The sequence below is a fragment of the Sulfitobacter sabulilitoris genome, from assembly GCF_005887615.1.
GTDB classification, from domain to species: domain Bacteria; phylum Pseudomonadota; class Alphaproteobacteria; order Rhodobacterales; family Rhodobacteraceae; genus Sulfitobacter_E; species Sulfitobacter_E sabulilitoris.
Genome location: NZ_VANS01000001.1, coordinates 826,195 through 852,329 on the forward strand (window position 1 = coordinate 826,195; position 26,135 = coordinate 852,329).

General features: G+C 62.1%; 23 protein-coding genes. 9 read left to right on the forward strand and 14 right to left on the reverse strand.

The window, feature by feature from the left end; all coding sequences use genetic code 11:
• Positions 1–121: 121 nt before the first annotated feature.
• Genes FDT80_RS03900 through FDT80_RS03910 form a run of 3 tightly spaced genes read right to left on the reverse strand, consistent with a single transcriptional unit; the run spans position 122 to position 2,357 of the window.
• On the reverse strand, positions 122–742 hold the full coding sequence (locus FDT80_RS03900) for a hypothetical protein (RefSeq protein ID WP_138660904.1): 621 nt from the start codon (positions 740–742) through the stop codon (positions 122–124).
• A complete protein-coding gene (locus FDT80_RS03905; RefSeq protein WP_138660905.1) occupies positions 742–2,088 on the reverse strand; it encodes a DUF4055 domain-containing protein in 1,347 nt (448 codons plus the stop codon). The genes FDT80_RS03900 and FDT80_RS03905 overlap by 1 nt, the downstream gene beginning before the upstream one ends.
• Positions 2,085–2,357 (reverse strand): hypothetical protein, encoded by a 273-nt coding sequence (locus FDT80_RS03910; protein ID WP_138660906.1) that lies wholly within the window; start codon positions 2,355–2,357, stop codon positions 2,085–2,087. The genes FDT80_RS03905 and FDT80_RS03910 overlap by 4 nt, the downstream gene beginning before the upstream one ends.
• Positions 2,358–2,581: 224 nt before the next feature.
• Between FDT80_RS03910 and FDT80_RS03915 the strand changes: the two genes are divergently transcribed.
• Positions 2,582–3,328 (forward strand): hypothetical protein, encoded by a 747-nt coding sequence (locus FDT80_RS03915; protein WP_138660907.1) that lies wholly within the window; start codon positions 2,582–2,584, stop codon positions 3,326–3,328.
• Positions 3,329–3,699: 371 nt separating this feature from the next.
• On the opposite strand, the gene FDT80_RS03920 is transcribed toward FDT80_RS03915, so the two are convergent.
• The 4 genes from FDT80_RS03920 to FDT80_RS03940 form a co-directional block, all read right to left on the reverse strand.
• Positions 3,700–6,669 (reverse strand): hypothetical protein, encoded by a 2,970-nt coding sequence (locus FDT80_RS03920; protein WP_138660908.1) that lies wholly within the window; start codon positions 6,667–6,669, stop codon positions 3,700–3,702.
• Between the two features lie 150 nt (positions 6,670–6,819).
• Positions 6,820–7,080 carry a helix-turn-helix transcriptional regulator gene (locus FDT80_RS03925; RefSeq protein ID WP_138660909.1) on the reverse strand — a complete coding sequence of 87 codons (261 nt, stop codon included), beginning with the start codon at positions 7,078–7,080 and terminating at the stop codon, positions 6,820–6,822.
• Between the two features lie 146 nt (positions 7,081–7,226).
• The gene (locus FDT80_RS03930) at positions 7,227–8,435 is read right to left on the reverse strand and encodes a tyrosine-type recombinase/integrase (RefSeq protein ID WP_138660910.1); all 1,209 of its coding nucleotides are present in this window, start codon (positions 8,433–8,435) and stop codon (positions 7,227–7,229) included.
• A 573-nt stretch (positions 8,436–9,008) separates the two neighbouring features.
• The gene (locus FDT80_RS03940; protein WP_138660911.1) at positions 9,009–9,464 is read right to left on the reverse strand and encodes an Lrp/AsnC family transcriptional regulator; all 456 of its coding nucleotides are present in this window, start codon (positions 9,462–9,464) and stop codon (positions 9,009–9,011) included.
• Positions 9,465–9,560: 96 nt separating this feature from the next.
• Between FDT80_RS03940 and FDT80_RS03945 the strand changes: the two genes are divergently transcribed.
• On the forward strand, positions 9,561–10,160 hold the full coding sequence (locus tag FDT80_RS03945) for a LysE family translocator (protein ID WP_138660912.1): 600 nt from the start codon (positions 9,561–9,563) through the stop codon (positions 10,158–10,160).
• Here the strand turns inward: FDT80_RS03945 and FDT80_RS03950 are convergent.
• The 7 genes from FDT80_RS03950 to FDT80_RS03980 all read right to left on the reverse strand — a co-directional run bounded on the left by FDT80_RS03950 (position 10,133) and on the right by FDT80_RS03980 (position 17,111).
• Positions 10,133–10,870, reverse strand: a complete 738-nt coding sequence (locus tag FDT80_RS03950) for a ThuA domain-containing protein (RefSeq protein WP_138660913.1) — start codon at positions 10,868–10,870, stop codon at positions 10,133–10,135. The genes FDT80_RS03945 and FDT80_RS03950 overlap by 28 nt on opposite strands.
• The gene (locus FDT80_RS03955; protein WP_138660914.1) at positions 10,867–11,736 is read right to left on the reverse strand and encodes an NAD(P)-dependent oxidoreductase; all 870 of its coding nucleotides are present in this window, start codon (positions 11,734–11,736) and stop codon (positions 10,867–10,869) included. Before FDT80_RS03955 ends, FDT80_RS03950 begins: the two co-directional genes overlap by 4 nt.
• Position 11,737: 1 nt before the next feature.
• The gene (locus FDT80_RS03960; RefSeq protein WP_138660915.1) at positions 11,738–13,249 is read right to left on the reverse strand and encodes a sugar ABC transporter ATP-binding protein; all 1,512 of its coding nucleotides are present in this window, start codon (positions 13,247–13,249) and stop codon (positions 11,738–11,740) included.
• Positions 13,246–14,247 carry an ABC transporter permease gene (locus tag FDT80_RS03965; protein WP_138660916.1) on the reverse strand — a complete coding sequence of 334 codons (1,002 nt, stop codon included), beginning with the start codon at positions 14,245–14,247 and terminating at the stop codon, positions 13,246–13,248. Before FDT80_RS03965 ends, FDT80_RS03960 begins: the two co-directional genes overlap by 4 nt.
• A 13-nt stretch (positions 14,248–14,260) precedes the next feature.
• Positions 14,261–15,235 carry an ABC transporter permease gene (locus tag FDT80_RS03970; RefSeq protein WP_138660917.1) on the reverse strand — a complete coding sequence of 325 codons (975 nt, stop codon included), beginning with the start codon at positions 15,233–15,235 and terminating at the stop codon, positions 14,261–14,263.
• Between the two features lie 37 nt (positions 15,236–15,272).
• Positions 15,273–16,070 carry an SDR family NAD(P)-dependent oxidoreductase gene (locus FDT80_RS03975; RefSeq protein WP_138660918.1) on the reverse strand — a complete coding sequence of 266 codons (798 nt, stop codon included), beginning with the start codon at positions 16,068–16,070 and terminating at the stop codon, positions 15,273–15,275.
• A 90-nt stretch (positions 16,071–16,160) separates the two neighbouring features.
• Positions 16,161–17,111 (reverse strand): sugar ABC transporter substrate-binding protein, encoded by a 951-nt coding sequence (locus FDT80_RS03980; RefSeq protein ID WP_138660919.1) that lies wholly within the window; start codon positions 17,109–17,111, stop codon positions 16,161–16,163.
• 256 nt (positions 17,112–17,367) lie between these two features.
• Between FDT80_RS03980 and FDT80_RS03985 the strand changes: the two genes are divergently transcribed.
• Genes FDT80_RS03985 through FDT80_RS04015 form a run of 7 tightly spaced genes read left to right on the forward strand, consistent with a single transcriptional unit; the run spans position 17,368 to position 26,126 of the window.
• Positions 17,368–19,143: an ABC transporter substrate-binding protein gene (locus FDT80_RS03985; RefSeq protein WP_138660920.1), complete on the forward strand. Its 1,776-nt coding sequence runs from the start codon at positions 17,368–17,370 to the stop codon at positions 19,141–19,143.
• Positions 19,144–19,153: 10 nt separating this feature from the next.
• Positions 19,154–19,963 carry an SDR family NAD(P)-dependent oxidoreductase gene (locus tag FDT80_RS03990; RefSeq protein ID WP_138660921.1) on the forward strand — a complete coding sequence of 270 codons (810 nt, stop codon included), beginning with the start codon at positions 19,154–19,156 and terminating at the stop codon, positions 19,961–19,963.
• Between the two features lie 60 nt (positions 19,964–20,023).
• The gene (locus FDT80_RS03995) at positions 20,024–21,322 is read left to right on the forward strand and encodes a M24 family metallopeptidase (protein WP_138660922.1); all 1,299 of its coding nucleotides are present in this window, start codon (positions 20,024–20,026) and stop codon (positions 21,320–21,322) included.
• Positions 21,323–21,378: 56 nt separating this feature from the next.
• Entirely contained in the window at positions 21,379–22,368 is a 990-nt protein-coding gene (locus tag FDT80_RS04000) for a thiamine pyrophosphate-dependent dehydrogenase E1 component subunit alpha (protein WP_138660923.1), read from the forward strand.
• A 12-nt stretch (positions 22,369–22,380) separates the two neighbouring features.
• Entirely contained in the window at positions 22,381–23,376 is a 996-nt protein-coding gene (locus tag FDT80_RS04005; RefSeq protein ID WP_138660924.1) for an alpha-ketoacid dehydrogenase subunit beta, read from the forward strand.
• Positions 23,366–24,685, forward strand: coding sequence for a biotin/lipoyl-containing protein (locus FDT80_RS04010; RefSeq protein WP_138660925.1), 1,320 nt, complete (start codon positions 23,366–23,368; stop codon positions 24,683–24,685). The genes FDT80_RS04005 and FDT80_RS04010 overlap by 11 nt, the downstream gene beginning before the upstream one ends.
• A 16-nt stretch (positions 24,686–24,701) precedes the next feature.
• A complete protein-coding gene (locus FDT80_RS04015) occupies positions 24,702–26,126 on the forward strand; it encodes an NAD-dependent succinate-semialdehyde dehydrogenase (RefSeq protein ID WP_138660926.1) in 1,425 nt (474 codons plus the stop codon).
• The last annotated feature ends 9 nt before the right edge of the window (positions 26,127–26,135 follow it).

A 26,135-nucleotide genomic window follows, 5' to 3' on the forward strand; every position in this document is an offset into this window, starting at 1 on the left:
CCCGCCTTTCTCCTGAACGTGAAGATCTGCGCGACGCCCGGTCTGCACGATCACAATAAGTGCCTGCTATTGCTCAATAAAGATCAGTATCAGGTGCTATGGGAGAAAGACCTAAAGTAGGTCAAGCAGCCGCCAGAACGTAGGTGTGGTTTTCGCCGTTTCTGACGATCTCGCCCTTGTTGATTGCGTTGGCGAGAACCTTGCGGATTGCACCATCGCCGAATTCACCATCGGTGGCGTGGATCAAATCTCGGAACTGGCGCGGCTCCGATAGCAGAGGCAAGACGGCTGAACGGATTGTGGAATAACTCGCTTTTACCCGGCGAGGGCGCGCTATCTGTTTGTCAGCCTGCCGCTTGATCCTTCGCTCCTGAGCCTTTGCGGGTGCCGACTGCTCCGCTGCCCACAACGCACGGGCCGCGTCGATGCCCCCGAAGGTACTGCGATGATCTGCACCGACGATCTCGCGCCCAGCCAGCACACGCAGAATATTCGACCGCAGGTCGTCTGCATTAAGGCCAGCGGCGTCGCAAAGATTGCGACGGGACTCCGCCCACGCCCCGCCTTCCCGTGTCAGGAAGTATAGCGCCTCGCGCCGTGCAAACTGGGCCTCGTCCTGTTCGGACGCCGGGATGACCTTACCAAACAGATCGAGGACCGTCCGGGCTATCACAGCCCGGTAGAGAGCCTGCGCGCCGTCAGGCCGCGAGGCGTGAAGGCCATAGTCCGTGTCTATCAGCATCAGACATCCCGCGTGCCGATGATGGAGGATATGTCGCCCCCGTCCTCGTCGATCATGTCCTTTTCATCTTCCCACGAGCGATCCGCGCGCACGATCTCGCCCTTTTGCAGGTTCTCGTGCAGCGAGGCACGGCTGATCACACCGGACAGATAGAGCTTCATCTGCTGTTCGATCATCTTCGGCTCCATCGCGCTTTCGATGAAGTCGCGGGACAATGACACCGACGCTCCGTCAGGATCATCGCCAACCCATTTAGCCGCGAGGCGCAGAAGGCGGTTCAGGCCAGCCTCGACGGACACGACGACACCGTGCAGTAGCGCAAGCTCTGACCGCGTGCGCTGCGTCGCTGTGCCAAGCGTTTCATTGCGGTTGACGGTCGAAGACAGCATCCGCGCGCCAAGCGAGATCATCGTTTCGGATTTCTCCTCCATGATCTCCTTCATCGCGGCCACGCCTGCGCCCGTGAACTCAAGCATCCCCACTTCCGTGCCTTCGGGCAGTGTCCAGACAGCCCCAGCACCGATCTGTGTCGGCACCTTGTCCGCCGGGATGGACCCGGCCACCCAAGGCGTCGGGCTGGCCGTCAGGAAGATGGCGTGTTCCCGGTCGGCGCTGTTCTTGAAGTGCGAGATCGCGACCTTGCAGAGCGACAAGAACGGCGGGCTGACATGCTCCGGGCGTAGGCCTTCATGGCTGACCATCAGGAACGGGATATAGTCCAGCGGCTTGCCGTTGATCGTCGGGATATGGTTCTCGCCCACATCAACGCGGGTCTTGTGCTGATCCCGAATGAAGCGGCGGAACTGATAGACGCCCGCCTCAAGGATCAATTCATAGGTAACATCTGAATCCTCCCACTGCTCGTCCGAGGCCAGATGCACGCGGGTCAGCACCTTCCGCCCGTCAACAAAGCCCGTGGAGAAGTCTTCGATGGTTTCGGCTTGGAAGGTCGAGATATGCGGCACGGCGTTCGCGCTTGCGCCGTCAGCCGGAAAGTCGAGCAGGATGCCGAAACGGCCCATCGTCGCGACCTCGCGCACCATATCCTCGACGAGCACCTGCATCGGCGCGTTCTCGTAGGTCGCGTTTAAACGCATCGGTTCGAGGCGCGGCGGCAGCTTCACCACGGGGTCTTTGCGCAGCGCCAGCCCGACTAAGGCGCGGAGTGTCATTTCCGGTGCGCCGTAGAAGCAGGCCCGGTCGAGATAGTGGGTGTAGTTCTGAGCCGACATGCCCTCAGGCTTCGGGACATACAGTTGCCCCTGATCCTTCACGGCGTCTTCGCCGTCGAGGCAGTCGCGGATAAGGTGATAATGCGCTTGCAGCCGGTCCCAGTGCTTGCTCATGCCGCGGCCTCAAGCACGAGGGCAAGCAGGTGCCGATAAGGCAGTTCGAAACGACCGGTGCCTGCATGGATGCGAAGACCGTCGCGGCTCCGGTCGATCATGACGGCATCGACCATCACGTCGCGCTGTTCCGGGTTGAGCAGCAGTTCGCGGAGGCCGGATTGCAGCGCTGGTTTTGAAATCGGGATCGAGAAGGCAGTCGAAGATGAGTTGGAGGTCTGGGCGAGCGTGCAGGCCTCGTCACCGTCTGCGGTGAAAGTGATTTGCATGGGTTGATGCTTTCATTGTGGGTGAACGGCCATCCGAAAGGAACGTCGCGCGAAAGATGGCCGTTCAGGAGAGCCAAGCCGCGCAGATCAAATGTGGACGGACGCCGCCGGGGCGCTCAACTCGTGTTTAAGGTGTTGCTGGGGTGCTTTGGTGGTTAAATCAGGTGTAGAGTAGCTGCCAACGCCCGTGCGTTGGCAGTCAAGTGATCCCAGAAAGAGCATCCATGAAAACTAAGGCATTCCAGAGATTTACGCAGAGGATTGGATACTATGATAGCGACATCGAATTGTGCGACTTACTGGTAAAGGCATACAGAACAAAACCAAACTCAGACGACAACATCGCTGTCGATTTGGGCGCTACAGATGTCTCTCACCCTGTACTAGCCGCTCGGCCAAATACGCGTGCATCTCGGAACACCACAGGCAATCATCTCCGAAGCACGGTCGCCGCTGCCTATATCAAAGACCTCTATGAAGATTTTTCTGAATACATCTCTGAGGTGATGGCAAAGGCAGCAGTGAAGGGCATCAATCCCAATCAGTTTGTTGGCGATGTGAAACTCGAGATTCAGGTCAGGGATATTCTGGCCGCTGGTAGTTGGGACAATGTCGTAAGCACAATTTCGGCCGGGATTTTCCGCAAGCTCGAAAACGAGAGGAACACTCGTGAGCTAATCAGGAAAGCCAGTGTTCGCCTTGGCTTGAACGTCGACAACGCGCTGCTGAATGCAGCGATGCCTTATCTTGATGCTCGGCACATCCTCGTCCATCGCGATGGCAAAACTGATCAGAAGTACCGAGACACATATGCTACGGTTCGCTTGCGATCAGAAAAAATCGTGACTGATTTGGCGTTTGCAAAAGATGCGAAAGTCGCGGTCAAAGGTCTCGCTGCGGATATTGACACAAAGATCATCGCGGCTGATCTAGTTCGGCAGCAAGACCTGAGCGGGAACGCCGCTGAATAATCGAACGATATTTTCATTCGGGCGGTCGCAGATTTTTGCTCAGATGTTTCCGAGTGTGGGGCCGGGTTTCCACGTCAGCAGCAGGGGGTTCCAATAGGTGCCGGTGTGTATCTGCGACTTGGTCGCAACTGGATGTTGCAGTGTTGTTGCAGAGCCTGCCCAACCGCTTGATGCGCCACGGCAATTCACTGGTGGATTTGATCGGTGATCAATTGGTCAGGCGCAAAGTATGTCAGCATTGTTGACGTTCCACGGATAGACCGCTCCGAGTGACAGTCGCGGGATCGCACCGGGCGCTGCGCCACGCGGCACCAGTAAGCGACAGCTTCTCTACTATAGTACTACATAAGAGAACATGTCGCTTACTCTGCTCAAACCGCTTCCCACCACACCGCGCCAAGCTCGGCCATGCACTGATCCACATCCGCGTCGGCCGCTATCGCGCACAGATACGGCTTCGGCTGTGCAGCCTTATCCTTCATGCGATACTTATGCGTTGCCGTAACGCGCTTCGCGACCTCCCGCGTGTTGCGCCCGCCGACACCGAATACGCGATCCACCTCGTTTGCGCTCAACAATGTCACATCGCCTGCGCGGCGCATGACCTCCTCAGCAGACACACATTCGTCCACCTCAATGTCGAGCCGCATGGAGTGCATAACGAATACCCGGCCCATCTTCTCACGGCGCACAGACCGCATCCGCCCGACAGCCTGCATCAGGCTATCAACGGCGACGTTCTTCAACACTGCATCGACACGCGGATCGTCATGGCGCAACCGATACCCAGCGACACCGCCCCCAAGCTCCCAGTTCTCGGTGCGATACCAACCCATCTTCTTCACGGCGTCCTCGTCCGCGTGGTGCCGTCGCGCAATCGCTTCAAGTTCATGTGGCCGAGGGGCATTCCGTCCGAGAACAACCAAGTTATCGACGTCCACACCATGCAGGCGCTTGCCATCCGGGAAGTCCCAGACATCCTTGCCCTCGACAGCACCGTGATGCGCGAAGGTAACGCGCTTGAACCGATGCTCGCGCTCGATGGCCTCACGGTGATCCTTCTTTGTGACGACGACCGTGTAACCTGGCTGGGCGCGAAGCCAATCTGCTAGCCTTTGCCGTGCCTTCTTGACGCGCGCCTCCTCGGCTTTGAACTTCGGGTCTGTCTTCGGCAGATCATTGATCAATTGGGACCGCTTGCCGATAGCATCCGTGACCTGCACCACCCGGGTATTCAATTTAGGTGCTTCGACCTCGAATACCTCGATCTCAGGCCAGTGCGCCCGCAAGGCTACCTCATTCGGCGTTGCGTCAAACAGCAGCACAGTGTCAGCCTTCTTGAGCAGGCGCGCTTCTTGCCGCCACGCCACATCAACCCACCAGCGTGTGAACTCCTCGCCGTTGTCATCTTTCTTGGTTTCAGAAAAGACATGCAGATGGTTCTCGCCGCCCTCTAGCCGGGCACTCATCGCTCGCCAGATCGACACACAGCCAGCCCGATACGACCCGAGATCACAATTCGCGATGATCTGCTCATCCGACATGTCAGGCTCTACATGTGGCGACGGCTTTGCCTCATACTCGAGTTCGAGGGCTTCTTGGACCTCCTCGAAGGTCAGCGTTTGGGTATCCTCCAAAAGATCGCTATGTGCCTTCCGGGACAGTTCGCCCAGACGACCGGGACGCGGAGCAAGTAGCTCCTCAAGGGGAACGATCTTGTTCCCGGCAAGGTGCTCGACACAGCCCTCGTCGATGATCACAACATCGGCGTCCGAAGCGATCCGCGACAGGTGCGAGATCATCGCGACCGGCGCAACCCAGTTGTGCCGCCAGAAGTTCATGACCTGATCCGCGTAGGCGCAGGAAGCAAAGCGTGGGCACCTTTTTACATCCTCGGCCTCGTCCAGTGTCGGGAAGCCGCAGATGTGCTTGTGAACGGAAACACCAGCCCGGAATGCCGCGTTCACGGCATCAAGCCGGGAGCACATGTTCTCGGCAGACCGCCCGCGCCACGATGCCCAAGGCCTCTCGAGCCAGCGATCTTCGATTTCTTCAAACTGTTCGACCTGATTGAAGGCATCATATAGCCGCTTTTCACGCGCATCCTCCAGCCGCGATACAATCTCGGCACACCGTTCGTGGTTGGGAGCGAGGATCAAGGCTTTCACATCCCGCGATGTGACAAGTTCGACGATCTCATGGGTCTTGCCGACGCCAAGTGTAACCTTGTTCAGGAATACACCTTCCCGGTCGATCTGATCCCGCACAGCACGGCTCAGCGCCTCAGAGGCCGCGGTCAGCGTTGTTTCAGGTTCACGGTAGGCAGGTTCACCGTAGACTAAGGTTTCGCCCGCACGCATGTCGCGGTACATCCGCCGTGCTTCGCCCAAGGCGGGATCAGTCATGCCATCCGGGCGCTTGATCACCTTTCGCATCCGACGCCATGTTGCGGATGGAGCTTCGAGGCGGGTCAGTTCTTCATGCAGTGCGGCAATGGCTTCATCTTCGGTCCTGCCAGATCTTTTGCACGACAGAATGAAGTTCCAACATTCCTCCGACACGCCGCCTTCTCCCGCGTGAATAGGAGCCGTGTTCATCTTGTAGATGCTGTGTTTGCCCCGGCTGAATTGCCGCTTGAGCTCGACAAGCCCCTCGGTTGAGCGAACGACCCCTGACAAGTCGATGACCATGCCTTCGCCCTTGAACTCGAAGACGCGGACAGGGAACGGATCACTTTCAATTTCAGGCGGTGCCGCGAAGAGCACCCGGCCAGCTTGGAATATTCCGGCGTCCAGCCACGACACATCCTGCTTCTTGTGCAGCGCCGCAACTTCCTTGGCCTCACAGGAAGGCGTGATGCCAACCCAAACGTGGGCGCGGAAGTCGCCCGTGAACCCAGCACGCGATGAGAGCGCCACCACTATGTAAAGCTGATCGACTTCCTCGGACCCGAACATTTGGCAAAGCTGCGTTCGAATGGTGCCCTCTGGATCGGATCGCAAGGACTCGTCAGAATAGCCATCGACATATGGCATCCCGTCAATGTCGAGGACCATCAGATCGGTTGGTGGAAGACGAAAATCGGTGCGCCGAAGTCGAGTGACGTTCTGACTGTCTGATGCGCCGCCAAGAACAATGCACTCGTGAGGCTGAATTTCATCATATAGCGCAGCGACGCTATCAATCGTCACGTCGCGGGTCGTCCCATACCAATGCGTCGGCCATTCTATTGGCGAGACTTCGGAGCCATCAGGCAAACACTTCTTTACCTCCGTGCCATCTGGCCGAAGGACTTTCCGAATACTCGGCTTTGAAATTCCATAAACGCGCGAAATCCGCATCTGCTATATCCTCAATGCAGACGCTACTACCTTGTTTTTCAGTCGGATTCCACCAAAGCGTGTCTTATAAGCGAGTTGTTGATGCGATGGGTTCGCTTGCTTTGATGGCAATGACTGAGGGACGAGGTGTAGCGGCTTCGTCCCTCTTTTTCAGTTCACGCGGTGAGAACGCGCCCATGCGAGAACGTCCTCCCGATCATACAGGATTGTCCGGCTGGAAATATGCAGGAACGGCGGGCCGCTTTCGGCACCTGCGTTGCGCTCCTTCCGCCAGAGGTAAAGCACCTCCTCGGAGCGGTTCAGGTATTCCGCACACTGCGTAGGCGTCATGAGATCAGGCAGCTTCTGCTTGACCTGCAAGCCGCGCAGTTCGTCGCGCAGCGCACGGATTTCTCGTGTGAGTTCGTCCATCGACAGGTTCCTTCACGTTCAGATTAGACGCAGGCCTGTTGATGTGCTGGCGGATGCCTTCATACGATCCGCCACCAGCCCCTGATGGATCGAATATGGTCACGCCGGTTTGTTCAGCCGCACAGCGACACCGACGCGCCCTGACATTAGCGCCTGCCTCCGATCTGGACAACATTCGAAGAAGGTACTGACCCGCATTCCACCTCAATCTGTTTTGCGATGGCGTTCGCGTCAGCGTGGCTCATGGAGCCTTGATCATAGATGTCCTGCACGCCCTTCTCCACATCGCCGCGCAACTGGTCGATGATGTAGGATGGCAGGCGCAGGCGACGGGCGGCAGTCGTGAACAAACGGCGGGTATCGTGCGGCGTCATGCGGACGCCTCCACCTTTCAACTGCTGCGGGTGGTAAATGTGCTTCGCGGTGTCGTGCTGTGGGAAGACCCATTGGCTGTGCCGAGGCAACGCCCGCAGAGCTTCGACAACGCGGTCAGCGATGGGGAATGCCCCTTCTGTCCCGTTTTTCAATTCAGCGACGCGGAGACGGGCGCTGTCGAGGTCAATGTCCTCCCAGCGGAGTTCGGTTACGTTCTTCGCGCGGAGGCCTGTGAACAGCATTACCTCCCAAGCTATGCCAATGATCAGGTTGTGGGCCTTCTTGGCTTCGATCAGATCGAGCGCGGGCCAAGCCTCGTCCACGTCGAATTTCACCTTGTTGTTCCGCGCCCGGTATTTCACCTTCTTGAGTGCATCGGCCACGTTCGGGATACGGCGGACAACCGACGCCCGTTTAAACGCCGTGCCGATGATCTGGCGCAGGTGCTGCTGTGTCGAGGTCGGTTTGCCGTTTGCGTCCACAAAGGGCGCAAGGGCGCGTTCGAGATCGGGCAGCGTCAGTTCGTCGATGGGCCGGTCGAATAGCTTGGCAAGGTGACGGTCGATTTGCTCCCGGTAGTAGGTCTTCGTCTGCTCAGATGCGTCTGACTGTTCGATGTGGGATTCCATCGCGTCGCGCAGTGTGTGAATGCCTGTTGAGCGGTCATCTGTTCGGGCTGTGATCGCCTCCATCTTTTCCTTCGCCACATCGCGGGCGGCGAAGACGGTGGGCAGGTCGGGCCATGCGCCCAGCGTGACGGAGCGCACTTTGCCGTCGATGCGCTTCGATAGCACCCACGTCTTCTTGGTGGCTCCGACAGCGAGGCGGATGCCGCGCGCGTCGGGATCGGGTTTCACCGATGGGTCGGAATACATGATGGTGTTGCCCGGTGCGTGCTTGATCTTCGCAATGGCGGGCCGTGTGGTCAGGTTGTGGTTAGGCATCTCTGCAACATCCTCTGCAACATTCAATGAGGACATGTTCGGTTCTCTACCGGTGGTTGCACAACTTGTTTTTCGTTGCAGAACAGTGCTTTACCTTATTTTACTGATCAAATACGGCGAATCACACTTGGCGAGTCGTTCCCTGTTAATCAATTGGTCGTAGGTTCGATCCCTACCGCCGGAGCCAATTCCCCAATACCATTGTGAAATCACTGTATTTCCGCCGTCCGGCGTCGATGCTCGCCGACGAGCTGCACATCTGGGTGCAACTGGCAGTGCGCAGAAACCCTTTTCCACGGCCCGGAGCGCACCTCCCGCCCCCATCTCGAACACCGCGCCGGCTTCTACTGGCGGCGCAGACTGCCGTTTCGGACCCAGCCGTAACTTATTAACAACAATGTTTTCCGCTTCTGATCGCTCCGGACCATGTCATTGCGAGACGCGAAGACCATGCCGCAACCCGCCCGAATTCGACCCGCGGCATTGTCGCGGCGCGGGAAGGTGTTCGGGGCCTGTCTGCGACGGTGGAGCACATCACCGAAAGACCCGGAAACCGCCGGCCTTGGGCGACCAGCGTCCCAACGATCGCGCGCCATGCTGCAAATCAGGTCATAGGGCGCGCTCGTCCTTGGACGAGCCCATCACGATGTATGAGGTGATCGCGTTCACGTGGGATTGGGTGCCGAGGATCTCGGTGTGGAACCGCTTGTAACCGGCCAGATCGGCGCTCTCGACACGCAGCATGTATTCGAAGGCTCCGGCGATGTTGTGACATTCGACCACCTCAGGTGCGATCGCCATCGCGCGCTCGAATCCTTCCTGCGCGGCCTTGGTATGAGACGAAAGCCCCACCATGACATAAGCCGCAAGACCACGGCCCATGCGCTCGGGGTCGGTGACGACCCGGTAGCCGCGGATCACGCCGACCCGTTCCAACTCCTGAACCCGGCGCAGGCAGGCCGAGGGCGAGAGGTGGACCCGTTCGGCGAGGGCGACATTGCTGATCCGGCCCTCACGGCCCAGCACTCGCAATATATTCTGGTCAATCGGGTCTATCTTGGTCATTCGTTGCTAATTTTGAGATGTAACATCAATATCAGGCGGCAAATTGCGGTCCCGGCACCGTAACGTTGCGATGGGACATTCGAAAAGGCAAGCCTCATGAGTTTCGCTGTCCTGACTGCTCTTTTGGGCTTTGCGTTCGCCGCCACCGTCACGCCTGGCCCGAACAACATCATGCTGATGACATCCGGCGCGAATTTTGGCTTCCGCCGGACGATGCCGCACATGCTTGGCATCGTCGGGGGCATGTCGCTAATGACCCTTCTTGTCGGTGCGGGCCTCGTCGCGTTGTTCGACGCTGTTCCGGCCCTGAACATCGTCCTCAAGGTCGTGTCAGTGGGCTACCTGCTCTGGCTGGCGGGGAAGATCGCCATGGCAGGCCCGGTCGAGGGCAGCGACAAGGACAGCCGGCCAATGACCGCCTTGCAGGCTGCCGCATTCCAGTGGGTGAACCCCAAAGCCTGGGCCATGTGCCTGTCTGCGGTCACGCTTTACGCCCCCGACCGGTCGCTTTTCTCCGTGGCGATGGTCGCCGGCGCCTTCGCCCTCGTCAGCTTTCCGGCCATTTCGGTCTGGGCCTGGCTTGGGACAGTGGTCCGGCAATGGCTGTCGAACGCGACCCGGCTCAGGGCCTTCAACATCACGATGGCAGCCTTGCTTGTGGCCTCGCTCTATCCTGTTGTGGGGATCGACGGGTAAGCGCGGGCTCGTCCCTCGGCTGCCCAGATCGCGCCGCGACGTATCATTTCGGTGACCTGCGGCACCTTGAGATCTGACAGTTCATGCCCGATCGAGCAGTAGAAAACGCGCCCCTTGTCCCATCTCCGGGTCCACGTGACCGGAATAACCGTGCCTTCGATCCACCACAGGTGATCGCCGGAAAAGGTCGTGGTCGCCAGCACGTTGTTCGACGGGTCCGTCAGCATGTAATATTGCTCGGAGGTGATCCGAAAGCTGCCGATGCCTTCGACCAGGGGATGGTCGGGCCGGCAGATCGTCACGTCGTAATCGATGTAGTCCTCGCGCGGCTGAAGGTTGTCCGGCCAGCCCGGCGGGTGCGCGACGAACTGCCCGCCAATCAGGAAATGATAGGTCGGGCGATCGCGAAAGGCATCGCCCATATGGCCGTGCCACCCCGCCAGCCCGCAACCATCGCCCACCAGCCTAAGCAGCCCGTCTTCCTGCGGTTTGGTCATGTTGCCGAATTCCTCGCGGTGTCCTGACCGCGCCGAAGACCAGATGGGGGTGATCAGATCGACATCCGCCAATCGCTCGGGCCGCTCAAGCGGGGCGAGTGTTTCGTAGATGTCCACATGAAACCCGTTGGCGCGCAAAAGCGCCGCGTACCAATCGGCGAAGGCGGCGGGCGCGTGCCCGTCCCAGCCACCGACGAACAGGGCCGCTTTCATGGTGTTTCCCGTCGCATGAAATCCAGAATGGCGGCCATGTCGCGGGATCCGTACCCCGCCGCTTCGGCCTGCGTCAGCTTGCTGCGCGTGACCTGCGACTGTGGCATCGCAACGCCCAGACGACCGGCAAGCGCGGCGGTGACATCCATATCCTTGCGGGCCAGGGCCACGGTGAACGTCACGTCATGCGCCGCCTCGTCGAGGTAGAGTGGGCGGCGGTATTTCAACATGGGTGCTGCGGCTGCGCTGTTTTCGATGACATCGAAGGCAACGTCGGGCGCGATGCCAGCCGCTTCTGCCAGTGTCATCGCCTCGGCAAGTGTCTGGTTCAAACCATGGATCATCGCGTTCACCACGAGCTTCATCACAGCGCCGGCACCCGTCGTTCCCAGACAGACGGTCGTCCGGCCCATGGCGTCCAGCAGCGGTCGGACCGGAGCGGACGCGGGCTCGGTGCAGCCCGCCAGGATCAGCAGCTTCGCATCGGCGGCGGCCTGCGTCGCGCCCGAGACGGGTGCGTCGATGACCGCGACGCCCTCCGGTGCGGCCCGCGCCAAGTCGGCGATGTGATCCGGCGACATCGTGCCCATCTCAAGAAATATCCGCGCGGCAGGGGCCGCAAACAGGCCCTGCGGCCCCAGGTGCACGTCCTCGGAAGAGCGATCATCCGACAGCATCGTGATGACGACATCCACGCCCGCGGCCAAGTCCGCCGGCGTATCGGCCACGGCGCAGCCGGTCTGTTCGGCCAAGACCCGAGATATGCCGGGCGTGCGGTTCCAGACCGTCAGGTCGTGGCCCGCACCGGCCAGGTTGATCGCCATGCGTTGACCCATTCGGCCCAAACCGGCAAATCCGACCTTCATGTCAGGCCACCTTGTCGCCGTCGATTCCGGATATCGCCTGGATCAGGCTGTCTTCGGTCACTTCGTCCGAGGTGAATTCCCGCATGACGCGGCCCGAATACATGGCGACGATCCGGTCGGAGACGTGCAGCACTTCGGGCATTTCAGAGCTGATGACGATCACGGCATAGCCCTGCGCCGCCAGATCGCGGATCAGGTTGTGGATCTCGGATTTGGAGCCCACGTCGATGCCGCGGGTGGGTTCGTCCACGATCAGCACTTCGGGGCGCATAGACAGCCATTTGCCGATCACGATCTTTTGCTGGTTTCCCCCCGACAGGTTGCCGACGGTCTGCCGCCAGCCGGGTGTGCGAATGTCGAGCTTGTCGCGATACTGGTCGAATATCGCCACCTCGGCCCCCTCGCTGACCAGCGGGCCGGTCCTCAGGTCGTCGATCTGCGGCAGCGTCATGTTATCGCGGCAGTTCATGCCCAGCACCAGGCCCTGCCCCTTGCGGTCTTCGGGCACCAGCGAAATGCCAAGACGGATGGCCTCCATGGGCGAGGAAATCCGCACCTCCTCTCCGTTCAGTAGGATCTGACCGGCGGAGGGATCGCGCAGGCCAAAGAGCGTCTCGGCGATCTCGGTGCGGCCCGCGCCCACCAGGCCGTAGAACCCCAGGACTTCGCCCTGACGCACCGAAAAGCTGACATCGCGGAACAGGTCGCCGCACGACAGGCCCCTCGCCTCCAGCGCGACGGGTCCCATGTCGTGATGACTGACGTTGCGGCTGAGGTCGAGCGCGCGACCGATCATGAGTTGCGTGACCTCGTCCTCATCGGTCTGCGCCGTGATCAGCGTGCCGCGATATGACCCGTCGCGCAGCACGCTGATGCGGTCGGTCATCTTGAAGATCTCTTCCATGCGGTGCGAGATATAGATGATCCCGACGCCGCGCGCCTTGAGATCGGCGATCACGTCGAACAGAACCACCTTTTCCGCATCCGTGAGCGATGCCGTCGGCTCGTCAAAGATGACCGCCCGCGGATCCACCGTCAGGGCGCGCCCGATCTCGACCATCTGCTGGTTCGCGATCGACAGGTCCCCGACCCGCGTCTTGGCATCGAACCCGACATTGAGCGTCTTGAGAATGGCATTGGTATCGGCATAGAGCTTTGCCCAATCCACAAGGCCGAAGGATTTCAACGGCAACTCGCCCAGAAAGATGTTCTCGGCCACCGACAATTCGTCCGCCAGGCTAAGTTCCTGGTGGATGAACACCACTCCCTTGGCCTTGGCGTGCTGGGGCGAGGTCATTTGCGTCGGTTCCTCATCAATGAAGATCTGGCCCTCGTCGGGGGTGTGGATTCCACCCAGAACCTTCATCAGCGTCGATTTTCCAGCGCCGTTTTCCCCCATCAGGGCATGCACTTCGCCGGGCAGGACGGAAAAGGACACACCGTCGAGCGCCCGGACACCGGGGAATGTCTTGACGATGCCTTCCAGGCGCAGAACAGGTGTGGGATCGGTCATATCTTCAACTCCTCTTTGCCCTTGCGGTTCAACTGGCGGTCAAGGAACAGAACCGCGATCAGGATCAGGCCGATGACGAGGTTCACGGTTTCGGTATCCGCCCCGATGTGGCCCAGGCCCTTGCGCAACAACTGAATGGCGATCACGCCGCCCAGGGTCGAGATGATGGAGCCGTATCCCCCGCTCAGCTTGGTGCCGCCCAGAACCACGGCCGTGATCGCCCAAAGCTCGTAGAGCATGCCGTCGTTGGGGTTCACCGATCCGCTTTCGGAATAGAACACCACCGCCGACAAAGCGGCAAGGAACCCGATCAGGATGAAATTCCACAGGAAATGCGGGCCGACCCGGATGCCCGCGTTGACCGCCGCCTCGCGGTTGTTGCCGATGCCGTAGGCGTTGCGGCCATGGACCGTCTTGGTCATCAAAAGCCAGATCAGAAGCGTGACCACCAGCAAGAACCACGTGGCCGTGTGCAACGACAGGACCTGCGCCTCGGCGAAATCCACCAGCGTCCAGTTCAGATTGCTGGTGGGTTGTTCGCCATTGTACATGAACACCAGCCCGCGATAGCCCAACATCGACCCCAGCGTCACGATGAAGGCATCGACGCCCGTCTTCCAGACGATCAGCCCGTTGATCGCCCCCAGAACGCACCCCGTCAGCAGCGCCAGCAGCCAGCTGACCGGGATCACCCAATCCCCCAGCCCCGCGAATACCGGCCAGGTCATGCTGTCGAGCAGCACGATGGCCGACAAGGCAAAGGTCGCACCGACGCTCAGGTCGATATTGCCGTTGATCATGATCACGGTCATGCCCACGGCGATGATCCCGATGGGGGCCGATTGCTTGAGTAACAACAGCATGTTGTCAAAATCCATGAACGCCTTGTCCGATACGGACAGGAATTCGCCGGCGACCGAGAAGAAGACAAGCTCGGCTGCGATGAAGGCCCAGATCGCGCCTTGCTTGAACAGGTCCTTGCGGGTTTGGGATGTCATGTCTTGGCGCTCCTTAAGCGATCGGGGACCACAGGCGTCCACGCTTGGCCGCGATGTCGAGCCAGACGGCAAGGATGATGATCACCCATGTCACGACGTATTGGACGTAGAATTCGAGCCCGACCAGCAGCAGACCGTTCTGGATGAACCCCAGGATCAGCACGCCGATCACGGTCTTGAACACCGTGCCCGACCCGCCTAGCAGGGACGCACCGCCGAGGATCACCGCCGCCAGCACCTCAAGCTCGAGCCCCTGCCCGACGGTGTTCTGGCTGCCCATGCTGCGGCTGGCCTGCATCAGACCGGCGGTGGCCACGCAAAAGGCCGACAGCACATAGGTCATGAAAACGACCCGCGCCCGCGGGATGCCCGAAAACGTCGCCGCCGTGCCGTTGCCGCCCACCGCGTAGACCTTGCGACCAAATGGCGTCTTTGACAAAAGCACGCTCAGCACGACCGCCAGAAGCGCAAAGATCAGGATCGGCATGGGAATGCCCAGCGCCGAGCTTTGCCCGAAGATCGCGAACCAGGTGCCTTCCTTGTCGGCGATATCCATGTTCTTGCCGCCCGACCAGGTCAGCGTGAGGCCATGTATCGCCGACAGCATGCCAAGCGTCACGATCAGAGAATTGAGCTTGAGATACCCCACCAGGAACCCGATGAACGCGCCAAGCGCGAGCGTCATGGCGAACATCAGCGGGATCGCCAGCGCGGGCCCGACCTTGTCATGCAGATCGAGAACCACGATCGTGGAGAAGGACATCATCGACCCGACCGAGAGATCCAGGTTGCCGCCGATCACGACAAAGGTCACACCCAGCGCCATCACGCCCAGAATGGCCGAGGATCGGATTACGCCGAAGACATTGTCGACCGCGATGAACCGCTGGTTCGCCATCGCGAACCCGACCATGAATACCACGAAGGCGATCAGGATGCCCTGGCGTGCCAGGACCCCGCCGATCTTCTGCCTGCTCAATGCCGTCATAACTTCCTCCCCCGTGCGTCGGCGCGGCCCTTGGGCATCACACCAGCGTCATTCCCCCGTCGATCATCACGATCTGCCCGGTCATGTAATCACTGTCCTTCGACGCAAGGAACGTCGTCGTGCCGGTGATGTCCGCCGGCTTCGCCACGCGCCCGCGCAGGATCTCGGCTGAAAACTCCTCCATCGCCTGCCCCGGGCGCTCCGCCGCGCCGATGCTCATCAGGTCCTGGTCGACCTGCTCCCACATTTCGGTATCGACGACACCCGGCGCAAATCCGGTGACCGTGATGTTGTGCTGCGCCAGGTCACGCGCGCCCGACTGGGTCAGCGACACGACGGCCCATTTGCTTGCGCAATACGGGGCGACGTTGCCGAACCCCTGCCGGCTGGCGATGGATGCGGTGTTGACGATCTTGCCGCCATCGCCTTGGGCGATCATCTGGCGCGCGGCTTCCTGCATACCGATCATGCAACCCAAGCCATTGATACCCATTATGAAATTCCAGTTGTCCTCGGTCACGTCGAGAAAATTCATCGGTTTGTTGACACCGGCATTGTTGAACTTGACGTCCAACCGCCCGAAGGTGTCGACCGTGTGGGCGATCATGGCGCGGACCTGCGCGCGGTCCGTCACGTCGACCGCGGCATGCGTCACCTGTCCGCCACCGGACCTTGCGTGCTCTTGCGCGGCATCGGCCACCCCGGCCACCTTGTCGGCGTTGATATCCGCGAAACACACGTTCGCGCCCTCGTGCAAAAGCGCCTCGCCTATGGCGCGCCCGATCCCTTGCGCGCCACCGGTCACGATGCACGAACGTCCTGCGACTCGGCCCATCACGATCACCCTGAGTTTGTCATGTCTGTGTCAAATGCGCGGGGCAGCGCGGTTTGCGCCACGCGTGCCCCGCGCATCCCGGGAGGTGGATCAGAACACCGGCTTGGTGAACTCACCCATGTTGTCCTGGGTAATCTTCGGCGTGTCGAAGTAGTTGAGGAACGGCAGGTCAACGCCGTTCAGCGTGTCGATCGCGGTCTTCAGCGCGGCCTCGGCATCATCGACCGGGGACTGATAGATCGACCCCCAGTAATCGCCCGCCGCCATCGCCTCGTAGCCGACCGCAAAGTTCGTGGCGCCCACGAAGATGATACCGTCGCGGCCCGCCGCCTTGGCCGCGTTCAGCGCGCCGACGCCCATGTTGTCGTCGCCCGCATAGACACCGTCGATGTCGTCGTACTTGACGAGGAAGGCTTCCATCACCTGCTGCGATTTCTCGCGGTTCCAGTCGCCGGGCTGGGTTTCGACAAGCGTCACGTCGGGGCAGACTTCGGGCAGGCGATCCTCGAAGCCCTTGGCGCGCTCGATCGCGGTGGTGTAGCCGGGCTGACCGGAGATCTGGACCACGCGGGCCTCGCTCTCGATGCCCATGTCCTTGAACTTGTCGCACATGATCTCGGCAGAGCGCGACCCTTGGGTGATGTTGTCCGGCCCCGAGAAGGAGGCGACGAATTCAAACCCCTGCTCGGCGATGTTCGAATTGGTGACGATCACCGGAATGTCGGCCTGCGCGGCCTTGCGCACCGCGGGGATCACCGCCTCGCCGTTGGTCGGCCAGATGATAATCGCGTCGACTTCCTGCTGGATCAGGTCTTCCATCTGCGCAATCTGCCGGGCCACGTCACCGCCTGCGTCCAGCACGACCACCTCGACATTCGGGTTTGCCTCGGCGGCGGCGATAAAGGCCTGCTCATAGGTCGTCTGGTAGCTGTCAACGCCCACGTTGTTTTGCGTGATGCCGATGGTCATGGTTTCGGCGGCGGCGGCGGTGCCCAGCATGGCGGTCGTACAGGCAAGCGCGCATTTCATCGTAAATTTCATTGTTGGTTCCTCCCAAGGTTTTCTGTCGCGATTGCGGCACGTCTCCCAGCGCAGGGCTTACCGGACGCAATCCTCCCCCTATGCAGCGCGATTTCGGGCTTCGACAAACTCCCCAATTTAATCCATTTTGGATAATATTTTACCCATTTTGGATATTTTTGGCATACTGGCCGGATATCATAATGAACAAAATCAACGAGGACCCGTCATGAGCGATCCACGGCGACAGCACGACAATTCCAAACGAAGCGGTAACATGCAACTCCACGCTGCCAAAGATATTCAGAATGGACAGGGGTCCCGGCAAACCGCCGCGGATCCGGCAGCACATTCGTCCAGCCCCGAGCTTGAGGGCGTCGTGCGCTTTCTCCAGGAAATCATGGCCGAGATCGACACCGCATTGGATCCGTCCACGCCAAACCCGCATCTCAACATGGTGCTGCACCTGTTGCGCTGCCATCTGGAGGGGCGCTCCGTTTCGCCGTCGTCCATCGTGTCGGCCTCCGGTGTGCCCTATGCCACCGCGACCCGCAAGCTCGCGGACATCCAGGCCGCGGGGCTGGTCGAACAGCGGCCGCGCACCAAGACCGGCAAGACCTATTCCCTGCACCCCAGCCAGAAGCTCATGGACGGTTTCCACCAGATGGCGGACCGCATCGACCGGATCGCGCGCACGACCTTCGCGGGGGCCGACCTGGCGCGGGACGACGCCGATTATTACTTCGGGGGCACCTACCAGCCGGGTCAGGCGATGATCCCCCCGCCGACCGCCCTGCCCCAACCGCTCAAGCTGGCCGGCGGCCTGCGTATCCTCGTGCACGCCGATCCGACCTTCATGATCATGGATTCGCTGAAACGCCAGTTCGAACAGATGGTCGGGACCGACATCCACCAACGCGCCTTTTCCATCGACCGCCTGCACGAGGAGGCGCTTCGCAATGCCGCGCGCAGCAAGAGCCGGTACGACCTGATTGCGGTCGACCTGCCGTGGATCGGGGAATTCGTCGAACGGGGCGTGATCCAGCCGCTGCCCGATGTAATGGACCTGGACCGCCTCGACCCGGCCGACTTTCACACGGCGGGCTGGCGCGCGGCGCATTGGGGCGGCACCCCCTACGGCGTGCCCAGCCAGACGACGCCCGAGTTGATGTTCTACCGCAAGGACTGGTTCAAGGATGCCGGGCTCGAGCCGCCGACGACGACCGCGGCGGTGATCGACGCGGCACGCCATTTCCACGACCCGCAAAAGGGGCGCTACGGTGTGGCCTGGAACGCGGCGCGCGGCACGGCGCTGGGGCATACCTTCATCATGACCTGCGCGGCCTTCGGTCAACCGGTCATAGACATTCCCGAAATCGCCGGCGGTTTCGACGCCGATCACCTGCAGGGCACGTTCCGGGCCACCATCGACACGGACCGGGCGCTTGCCGCGGCGGACTATCTGATGCAGCTGCTGGAATTCTCGCCGCCCGACATCCTGTCGATGTCCTGGTACGAACGGGTAAGGCCCTATGCCGCCGGCCATGTGGCGATGGCCTATGGCTACACTCTTCTGGCCCCCTATTTCGAGCTTGATCCAAGCTGTTCCGCCCACGGCAACACCGGCTATCTGCCGCATCCACACGGGCCGCAGGGCGTGCCGATCGCACCAGTGGGCGGCTACGCCTTCTGCATTCCCAAGAACCTGAGCGAAAACCGGCTGCACGACGCGACCGAAGCGCTCATCGCCTTCACATCGCCCGCCGCGCAAAAGCTCTATGCGCAGAACGGCAGCCGGACCGCGCCGCGCTATTCCGTCGGATCCGATCCGGAGGTGCGGCGCCTGTCCAATATCTTCGAGACGGTCGACCAGATGTCATGGCGCGATGAGCTGCAATTCTGGCCCCGTCCGCCGATCCCGCAGATCTCGGACCTGATCGCGATCTGCGGTTTCGAACTTCACGACATGCTGCGCGGTCTCGTCACCCCGCGCGACGCCTTGGCCCGGGCGCAGGCCCGCGCCGACGAACTCTTACGACAACCGGTCACTTAAGGAGGAAACCATGGACCCCAATCGCCTCAAGGGTAAAAACATTCTGATCACCGGCGCCGCGCGCGGGATGGGCCAGGCCAACGCCGAGAGCTTTGCGGCCCAGGGGGCGAACGTGTGCCTTGGCGATCTGGATCTCGACGAGGCGCAGAAGGCCGCCGACGCGATCAACGCGAATGGCCAGGGCAAGGCGATCGCGGTCAAGATGGACGTGACCAGCCGCGCCGACAACGCCGCCGCCGTCGCCGCCACGGCAGATGCCTTCGGGTCGATCAATGTCGGCCTGTTCAACGCCGGCCTGAACAAGCCCCGGTTCTTCATGGATATCGACGAAGACAACTGGGACATGATCATGAACGTCAACACCAAGGCGATGTGGCTGGGGATGCAGGAGACGGCCCGCCAGATGATCGCCCAGGGCCCGATGGAGGATCACCCCTACAAGCTGATCAACGTCGGGAGCATCGCATCGCGCAAGCCGCTGGTGGACGTGACCGTCTATTGCACTTCGAAATACGGCTGCCTCGCGCTGACCCATTGCGGGGCCGTGGGACTGGCCGAGCACAACATCACCGTCAACGGATACGCGCCCGGCGTCGTCGTGACCCCCTTGTGGGAACAGCTCGACAAGGATCTCGTCGATATCGGCTTCAAGGACCGCGAAGGCCAGGCTTACGACGACATCGTGCGCGACGAGCTCAAGATCAAGCGCGTGTCCTACCCCAAGGACATCGTCGGCACGGCCTCGTTCCTGGCCAGCGACGACAGCGACTACATGACCGGCCAGATGATCCACATCGATGGCGGCTGGTGCATCCAGTAACGCCACCCCCACTCAACCCTTTGCAACAATCGTCGGCTGCGGCCGTCGGAGGAGACCCATATGTCACGCGCCCTAATGCCCAACCTGCTGACCCCGCAGGACCTTGAACCCGACTGGCGCTGGGAAGGCCGCCTGCCCGCCTGGGGCCATACCTCGGTGGATTTCGAACGCCGGATCGACCATGACCGGCTGCGCCGCTACCGGCTTGCCCGCACGCGTCAGGCGCTTCAGGCCTCCAACGCGGGCACGCTGCTGCTGTTTGACGTGAACAACATCCGCTACGTCAGCGCCACCAAGATCGGCGAATGGGAACGCGACAAGATGTGCCGCTTTTGCCTGCTGACCGGCGACGATGCGCCCTATGTCTGGGACTTCGGCTCCGCCGCCATGCACCACAAGAAATTCAGCGACTGGCTTGTGCCCGACCACTGCCGCGCCGGCGTGGTGGGGATGCGCGGCACGATCCCGCCCGAATTCGGCCTGATGCAGAAATACGCCAAGGAAATCGCGGGCCTCATCCGCGACGCGGGCATGGGCGACATGCCGGTGGGCCTCGACTACGCCGAAACCTCGATGTTCCACGCGCTCAAGGCCGAGGGGCTCAATGTGGTCGATGGCCAGCAGATCATGCTGGCGGCGCGCGAGATCAAGAACTGGGACGAGATCCAGCTTCTGACGCAAGCCGCCTCGATGGTCGATGGCGTCTATCACATGATCTACGAAGAGCTGAAGCCGGGCGTGCGCGAGAACGACATCGTGGCACTCAGCAACAAGATGCTCTACGAGATGGGCAGCGACGACGTCGAGGCGATCAACGCCATTTCCGGCGAGCGTTGCAATCCGCATCCGCACAACTTCACCGACCGGTATTTCCGGCCCGGCGACCAGGCGTTCTTCGATATTCTCCAGTCGTACCAGGGCTATCGCACCTGCTATTACCGGACCTTCAACATCGGTCGCGCCACGCCCGCGCAGAACGACGCCTACGTCAAGGCACGCGAATGGATCGACGCGTCGATTTCCATGATCAAACCCGGCGTCAGCACCGACAAGGTGGCCGCAGTCTGGCCCAAGGCGGAGGAGTTCGGTTTCCCGGACGAGGATTCGGCCTTTGGCCTGCAATTCGGGCATGGGTTGGGGCTTGCGCTGCATGAGCGGCCCATCATCAGCCGCGCGGTCAGCCTTGATCACCCGATGGAGATCCAGACGGGGATGGTCTTTGCGCTGGAAACCTACTGCCCCGCGGCCGACGGCTATTCCGCTGCGCGGATCGAGGAGGAGGTCGTCGTCACCGACACCGGCTGCGAGGTCATCTCGCTGTTCCCGGCCGAAGACCTGCCCATCGCCAACCGTTACTGACCTCTCGCACCCGGACCCGGCAAGGGTCCGGGCCGCATTTGCCAAGGACACGCGCCATGAGCCCCGCCAAGACGAAAACCAAGACCAACAACGAAGACTACCTGCGCATGTACCGCCAGATGGTCCGCATCCGCACCTTCGAGGACAACGCCAACCAGCTTTACCTCTCGGCCAAGATGCCCGGCCTCACCCACATGTATTCCGGCGAAGAGGCCGTCGCCGTGGGGATATGCGAAGCGCTGACCGACGATGACCGCATCACCTCGACCCATCGCGGCCACGGCCATTGCGTCGCCAAGGGCGCGGATTTCAAACAGATGTTCTGCGAGTTGCTGGGCAAGGAGGAAGGCTATTGCCGGGGCAAGGGCGGATCGATGCACATCGCCGACCAAAGCCACGGCAACCTTGGCGCGAATGCCATCGTCGGCGGCTCCATGGGAATCGCCACCGGCTCGGCCCTGCGCGCCAAGATGCTGGGCCACGACGACGTGACCGTATGTTTTTTCGGCGACGGGGCGACGGCGCAGGGGCTTTTGTACGAAGTGATGAACATGGCCGCCCTGTGGCACCTGCCCGTCATCTATGCCTGCGAAAACAACGGCTATTCCGAATACACCCGGACCGAGGAGATCGCCGCCGGGTCGATCACCGCCCGTGCCGAGGCCTTCGGGATCGAGGCGCACAAGGTCGATGGCCAGGACGTGCTGGCGGTCAACGACCTGACCCAGAAACTGGTCGCGCGCTGCCGCAAGGGCGAGGGTCCGTTCTTCATCGAACTCGAAACTTACCGCTATCACGGGCACCACGTGGGCGACATCAACCGCGAATACTACCGGTCCAAGGACGAAGAGAAGGATTGGAAGGAAAACCGCGATCCGATCGTGCGGTTCCGGTCCTGGCTGGTCGATCAGGGCATCACGACCGAGGACGAGATCGAGGCGATGAACGCCGAGGTCGCCCAGGATGCTGCCGATGCCGTCGCCTACGCCGAGGCCGCCGCCTACCCCGATGTGTCCGAAGTGGACATGCACGTCTACGCGGACTGAGGAGAGACCGCCATGAGAGAGATCACGCTATCCCAAGCCGTCAACGAAGCGCTTGCCGAGGAAATGCGGCGCGACCCGACCACCTTCGTCATCGGCGAGGACGTGGCCGAGGCGGGCACCCCCTTCAAGGTGCTGTCCGGTCTGGTCGAGGAATTCGGAACCGAGCGCGTCATCGACACCCCCATCGCCGAGCCGGGCTTCATGGGAATGGCGGTGGGTGCCGCAATGACCGGGGCGCGCCCCATCGTCGATCTGATGTTCGGTGATTTCATCTTTCTGATCATGGACCAGCTGTGCAACCAGGCGGCCAAGACCCACTATATGTCGGGCGGCAAGCTGAACGTGCCGCTGGTGTTGCGCACCAATCTCGGGGCCACCCGCCGCTCCGCCGCGCAGCACAGCCAGTCGTTGCAGGCGCTGGTGGCGCATATTCCGGGGCTCAAGGTCGCGATGCCGTCCTCGGCCTACGAGGCCAAGGGCCTGATGAAGACGGCAATCCGCGACAACAACCCCGTGGTCATCTTCGAAGACAAGCTGATGTATCAGGACAAGGCCCCGGTGCCAGAGGAGGAATATCTGATCCCCTTCGGCGTGGCGAACGTCAAACGCGAAGGCACCGACATCACGCTGATCGCCACCTCGTCCATGGTGCAGGTCGCGGAAAAGGCCGCCGAAATCCTGGCCGGTGAGGGCATCAGCGCCGAAGTGATCGACCCGCGCACGATCGTCCCGCTGGACGAGAAGACCTTGCTGGACAGTGTGCGCAAGACCAGCCGCGCCATCGTCATCGACGAAGGCCACCAAAGCTATGGCGTCACCGCCGAAATCGCCAGCCGCCTGAACGAAAAGGCATTCTACCACCTCGACGCGCCGGTGCTGCGCATGGGGGCGATGGACGTGCCGGTGCCGTTTTCGCCCGCGCTCGAAGATGTCACCGTTCCGACACCCGACACGGTTGCGGCCAATGCCCGCAAGCTCTGCGCCGGGGAGATGATCCATGCCGCATGACGTGACCATGCCCCAGCTTGGCATGGCCCAGGACGCCGGCAAGATCGTGTCGTGGTTCAAGTCGGCGGGCGATTCCGTTGCCAAGGGCGACGCCCTTTTCGAGGTCGAGACCGACAAAGCGACGATGGAGGTGGAAGCACAGGCCGACGGCTTCCTGACCAACATCGCGGCGGCCGAGGGCGAGGACGTCCCCGTGGGCGCGGTGATCGCCCGCATATCCGACAGTGCGCAGGACGACGCGCCAGCGCCCGAACGCGCCGCGCCCGCTCCGGCAGCCGCGGCCGATGACGCCTTGCCCGAGGGAACCGCCGTCACCATGCCGCAACTGGGCATGGCGCAGGACACCGGCCTGCTGGTCACGTGGCTGAAAACGCCCGGCGATGCCGTCGCGCGGGGCGATCTGCTGTTCGAGGTGGAAACCGACAAATCCACGATGGAAGTCGAGGCCGACGCCGATGGCTACCTCGCCGCCACCCTCGCCCATGCGGGCGAAGACGTGCCGGTGGGCCAGGCGGTCGCCATCATCAGCAAGGACAAACCCCAAGCGCCCGTTGCGCGCGGTATCGCGGATGGACAGGCGGGCACGGCATCCCCGCCGAGCGCACCGTCGCGCAGCGCACCCGCGCCAAAACCCGCCAAAGCGGTAAGCGACCGCGCCCCCAAGGCGACCACCGCGGCCACTCCCCCCCGCGCGCAGGGGCGCATCCTCGCCTCGCCCAAGGCGCGCCGCATCGCACTGGCCGAAGGGCTCGACCTTGCGCGGCTGGCCGCGGCGGGGCACGCGCAACCCTTTCATGTCGCGGATCTGGACGCGCTGCGCGCCCTGCCCGCCGACACGCCGCCCCAAGCGCAGACGGTCGCCGCCGCACAACGCTTCGTCGCCGAGGTCGCGGAGGATGGCCTGCCCGCCTTTGCGGCATGGGCGGCCAAGGCGCATGACCTGTCCGACGCGGATGCGATCCTCGCGGCACTCGCGGGCGGCAGCCTGCCGGGCGGGCAAAGCTCTGTCATCGCCATCACGCGCCACGGCGTCAGCCGCACCTACGACGTTCCCGCGGGCCGCGCGCTGTCGCAGGTGGTGCCCGGCGACGCGGACCCCGACCTGATCCTGCGCGATCTGCGTGGCACGGCGGTGCAAACCGTCCAGGCCGGGGCGGGCGCGGTGCCCACCCTGACCCTCGCGCCCCGTGGGGCCGGAGTGTCGATCACGCTCGAATGCAGCGCCGCCCAGATGGATGCCGATGCTGCGATCGCGCTTCTTTCCAACTTCGCAGGCCGGGTGGAGCACCCGCTCCGCCACCTGCTCTGACCAATCGAGGACCGACATGGAATTCACTGATCTCTACATCAACGGCGGCTGGCACAAGGGCACGGATCGCTTTGACGTGATCAACCCCGCCACCGAGGAGGTGCTCGCCTCCGTCGCCTCCGCAGGTATCGCCGATGCCGACGCGGCCCTCGACGCGGCGCAGACCGCGATGGCCGACTGGGCCGCGCGCACCCCCCGCGAACGCTCCGAGGTCTTGCGCAAGGCGTGGGAACTGATGACCGCGCGGCTCGATCACTTTGCGCGGCTGATCACGCTGGAGAACGGCAAGGCCCGCGCCGACGCCATGGGCGAAGCGGGATATGCGGCCGAATTCTTTCGCTGGTTCGCCGAAGAGGCGGTACGCGCCGACGGCATGATCACCCATGCTCCCGCCTCTGGCGCGCGCATCATGGTGCAGCACAAGCCCGCCGGGCTGGCGGTGCTGGTCACCCCCTGGAACTACCCCGCCGCCATGGGCACACGCAAGATCGCCCCGGCGCTGGCCGCCGGTTGCGGCGTTATCATCAAGCCCGCATCGGAAACGCCGCTGACCATGCTGGCCCTGATGCCCTTGCTGGAAGAGGCCGGCGTGCCGGCGGGGCTGGTCAACGTGCTGCCGTCCAGGCAGACGGGCGCGCTGGTCGATCACATGCTGCACGACCCGCGGGTCCGCGTCGTCAGCTTCACCGGCTCCACCGGGGTGGGGCGCAAGCTGCTCAAATCCGCCGCCGACCAAGTGCTGAAACCGGCGATGGAGCTGGGTGGCAACGCCCCGGTCGTGGTGCTGGACGACGCCGACATGGACACCGCCATCGAAGGCACCATGCTGGCCAAGATGCGCAACCTGGGCGAGGCATGTACCGCCGCCAACCGGATATATGTCCACGAGGACATCGCGCCCGAATTCACCCGGCGGCTGGCCGACCGGATGTCGGCGCTCAAGGTGGGCGACGGCACGGACGCCAGCGTCGATGTGGGGCCGCTGGTCAATGCCGATACCCGCGACAAGGTGGCGGCCTTCGTGGCCGACGCCGTGGCCAAGGGCGCCAAGGTGGAATGCGGCGGCACGACGCCCGGAGGCGTGGGGTATTACTATCCTCCGACGGTGCTGTCGAACGTGCCCGCCGATGCCGATTGCGTCCATGACGAGATTTTCGGCCCCGTCGCGGCGATCCAGACCTTTCGGGACCTCGACGACGCGATCGCGCGCGCCAATGACACCGAATACGGCCTTGTGGCCTATGTCTTTTCCGGCGATTTCAAACGCGCCTTGCAGGTCTGCGAACGGCTGGATTACGGGATGGTCGGGCTGAACCGCGGGCTGGTCAGCGACCCCGCCGCCCCCTTCGGCGGCACCAAGCAGTCGGGCCTTGGCCGCGAGGGCGGCCACGAGGGCATGCTGGAGTTCATGGAAACACAATACATCTCGGCAAGCTGGTAAGGGAGGCGC

Bases quoted from the DNA above. Each gene is read 5' to 3' on its own strand.
- FDT80_RS03985 (WP_138660920.1), top strand. From the start codon at position 17,368: ATGCAACTCCACGCTGCCAAAGATATTCAGAATGGACAGGGGTCCCGG.
- FDT80_RS03920 (WP_138660908.1), bottom strand. From the start codon at position 6,669: ATGCGGATTTCGCGCGTTTATGGAATTTCAAAGCCGAGTATTCGGAAA.
- FDT80_RS03900 (WP_138660904.1), bottom strand. From the start codon at position 742: ATGCTGATAGACACGGACTATGGCCTTCACGCCTCGCGGCCTGACGGC.
- FDT80_RS03905 (WP_138660905.1), bottom strand. From the start codon at position 2,088: ATGAGCAAGCACTGGGACCGGCTGCAAGCGCATTATCACCTTATCCGC.
- FDT80_RS03960 (WP_138660915.1), bottom strand. From the start codon at position 13,249: ATGACCGATCCCACACCTGTTCTGCGCCTGGAAGGCATCGTCAAGACA.
- FDT80_RS03940 (WP_138660911.1), bottom strand. From the start codon at position 9,464: ATGACCAAGATAGACCCGATTGACCAGAATATATTGCGAGTGCTGGGC.
- FDT80_RS03945 (WP_138660912.1), top strand. From the start codon at position 9,561: ATGAGTTTCGCTGTCCTGACTGCTCTTTTGGGCTTTGCGTTCGCCGCC.
- FDT80_RS03995 (WP_138660922.1), top strand. From the start codon at position 20,024: ATGTCACGCGCCCTAATGCCCAACCTGCTGACCCCGCAGGACCTTGAA.
- FDT80_RS03970 (WP_138660917.1), bottom strand. From the start codon at position 15,235: ATGACGGCATTGAGCAGGCAGAAGATCGGCGGGGTCCTGGCACGCCAG.
- FDT80_RS03965 (WP_138660916.1), bottom strand. From the start codon at position 14,247: ATGACATCCCAAACCCGCAAGGACCTGTTCAAGCAAGGCGCGATCTGG.
- FDT80_RS03990 (WP_138660921.1), top strand. From the start codon at position 19,154: ATGGACCCCAATCGCCTCAAGGGTAAAAACATTCTGATCACCGGCGCC.
- FDT80_RS04010 (WP_138660925.1), top strand. From the start codon at position 23,366: ATGCCGCATGACGTGACCATGCCCCAGCTTGGCATGGCCCAGGACGCC.
- FDT80_RS03975 (WP_138660918.1), bottom strand. From the start codon at position 16,070: ATGGGCCGAGTCGCAGGACGTTCGTGCATCGTGACCGGTGGCGCGCAA.
- FDT80_RS04005 (WP_138660924.1), top strand. From the start codon at position 22,381: ATGAGAGAGATCACGCTATCCCAAGCCGTCAACGAAGCGCTTGCCGAG.
- FDT80_RS03925 (WP_138660909.1), bottom strand. From the start codon at position 7,080: ATGGACGAACTCACACGAGAAATCCGTGCGCTGCGCGACGAACTGCGC.
- FDT80_RS04015 (WP_138660926.1), top strand. From the start codon at position 24,702: ATGGAATTCACTGATCTCTACATCAACGGCGGCTGGCACAAGGGCACG.
- FDT80_RS03915 (WP_138660907.1), top strand. From the start codon at position 2,582: ATGAAAACTAAGGCATTCCAGAGATTTACGCAGAGGATTGGATACTAT.
- FDT80_RS04000 (WP_138660923.1), top strand. From the start codon at position 21,379: ATGAGCCCCGCCAAGACGAAAACCAAGACCAACAACGAAGACTACCTG.
- FDT80_RS03930 (WP_138660910.1), bottom strand. From the start codon at position 8,435: ATGTCCTCATTGAATGTTGCAGAGGATGTTGCAGAGATGCCTAACCAC.
- FDT80_RS03955 (WP_138660914.1), bottom strand. From the start codon at position 11,736: ATGAAGGTCGGATTTGCCGGTTTGGGCCGAATGGGTCAACGCATGGCG.
- FDT80_RS03910 (WP_138660906.1), bottom strand. From the start codon at position 2,357: ATGCAAATCACTTTCACCGCAGACGGTGACGAGGCCTGCACGCTCGCC.
- FDT80_RS03980 (WP_138660919.1), bottom strand. From the start codon at position 17,111: ATGAAATTTACGATGAAATGCGCGCTTGCCTGTACGACCGCCATGCTG.
- FDT80_RS03950 (WP_138660913.1), bottom strand. From the start codon at position 10,870: ATGAAAGCGGCCCTGTTCGTCGGTGGCTGGGACGGGCACGCGCCCGCC.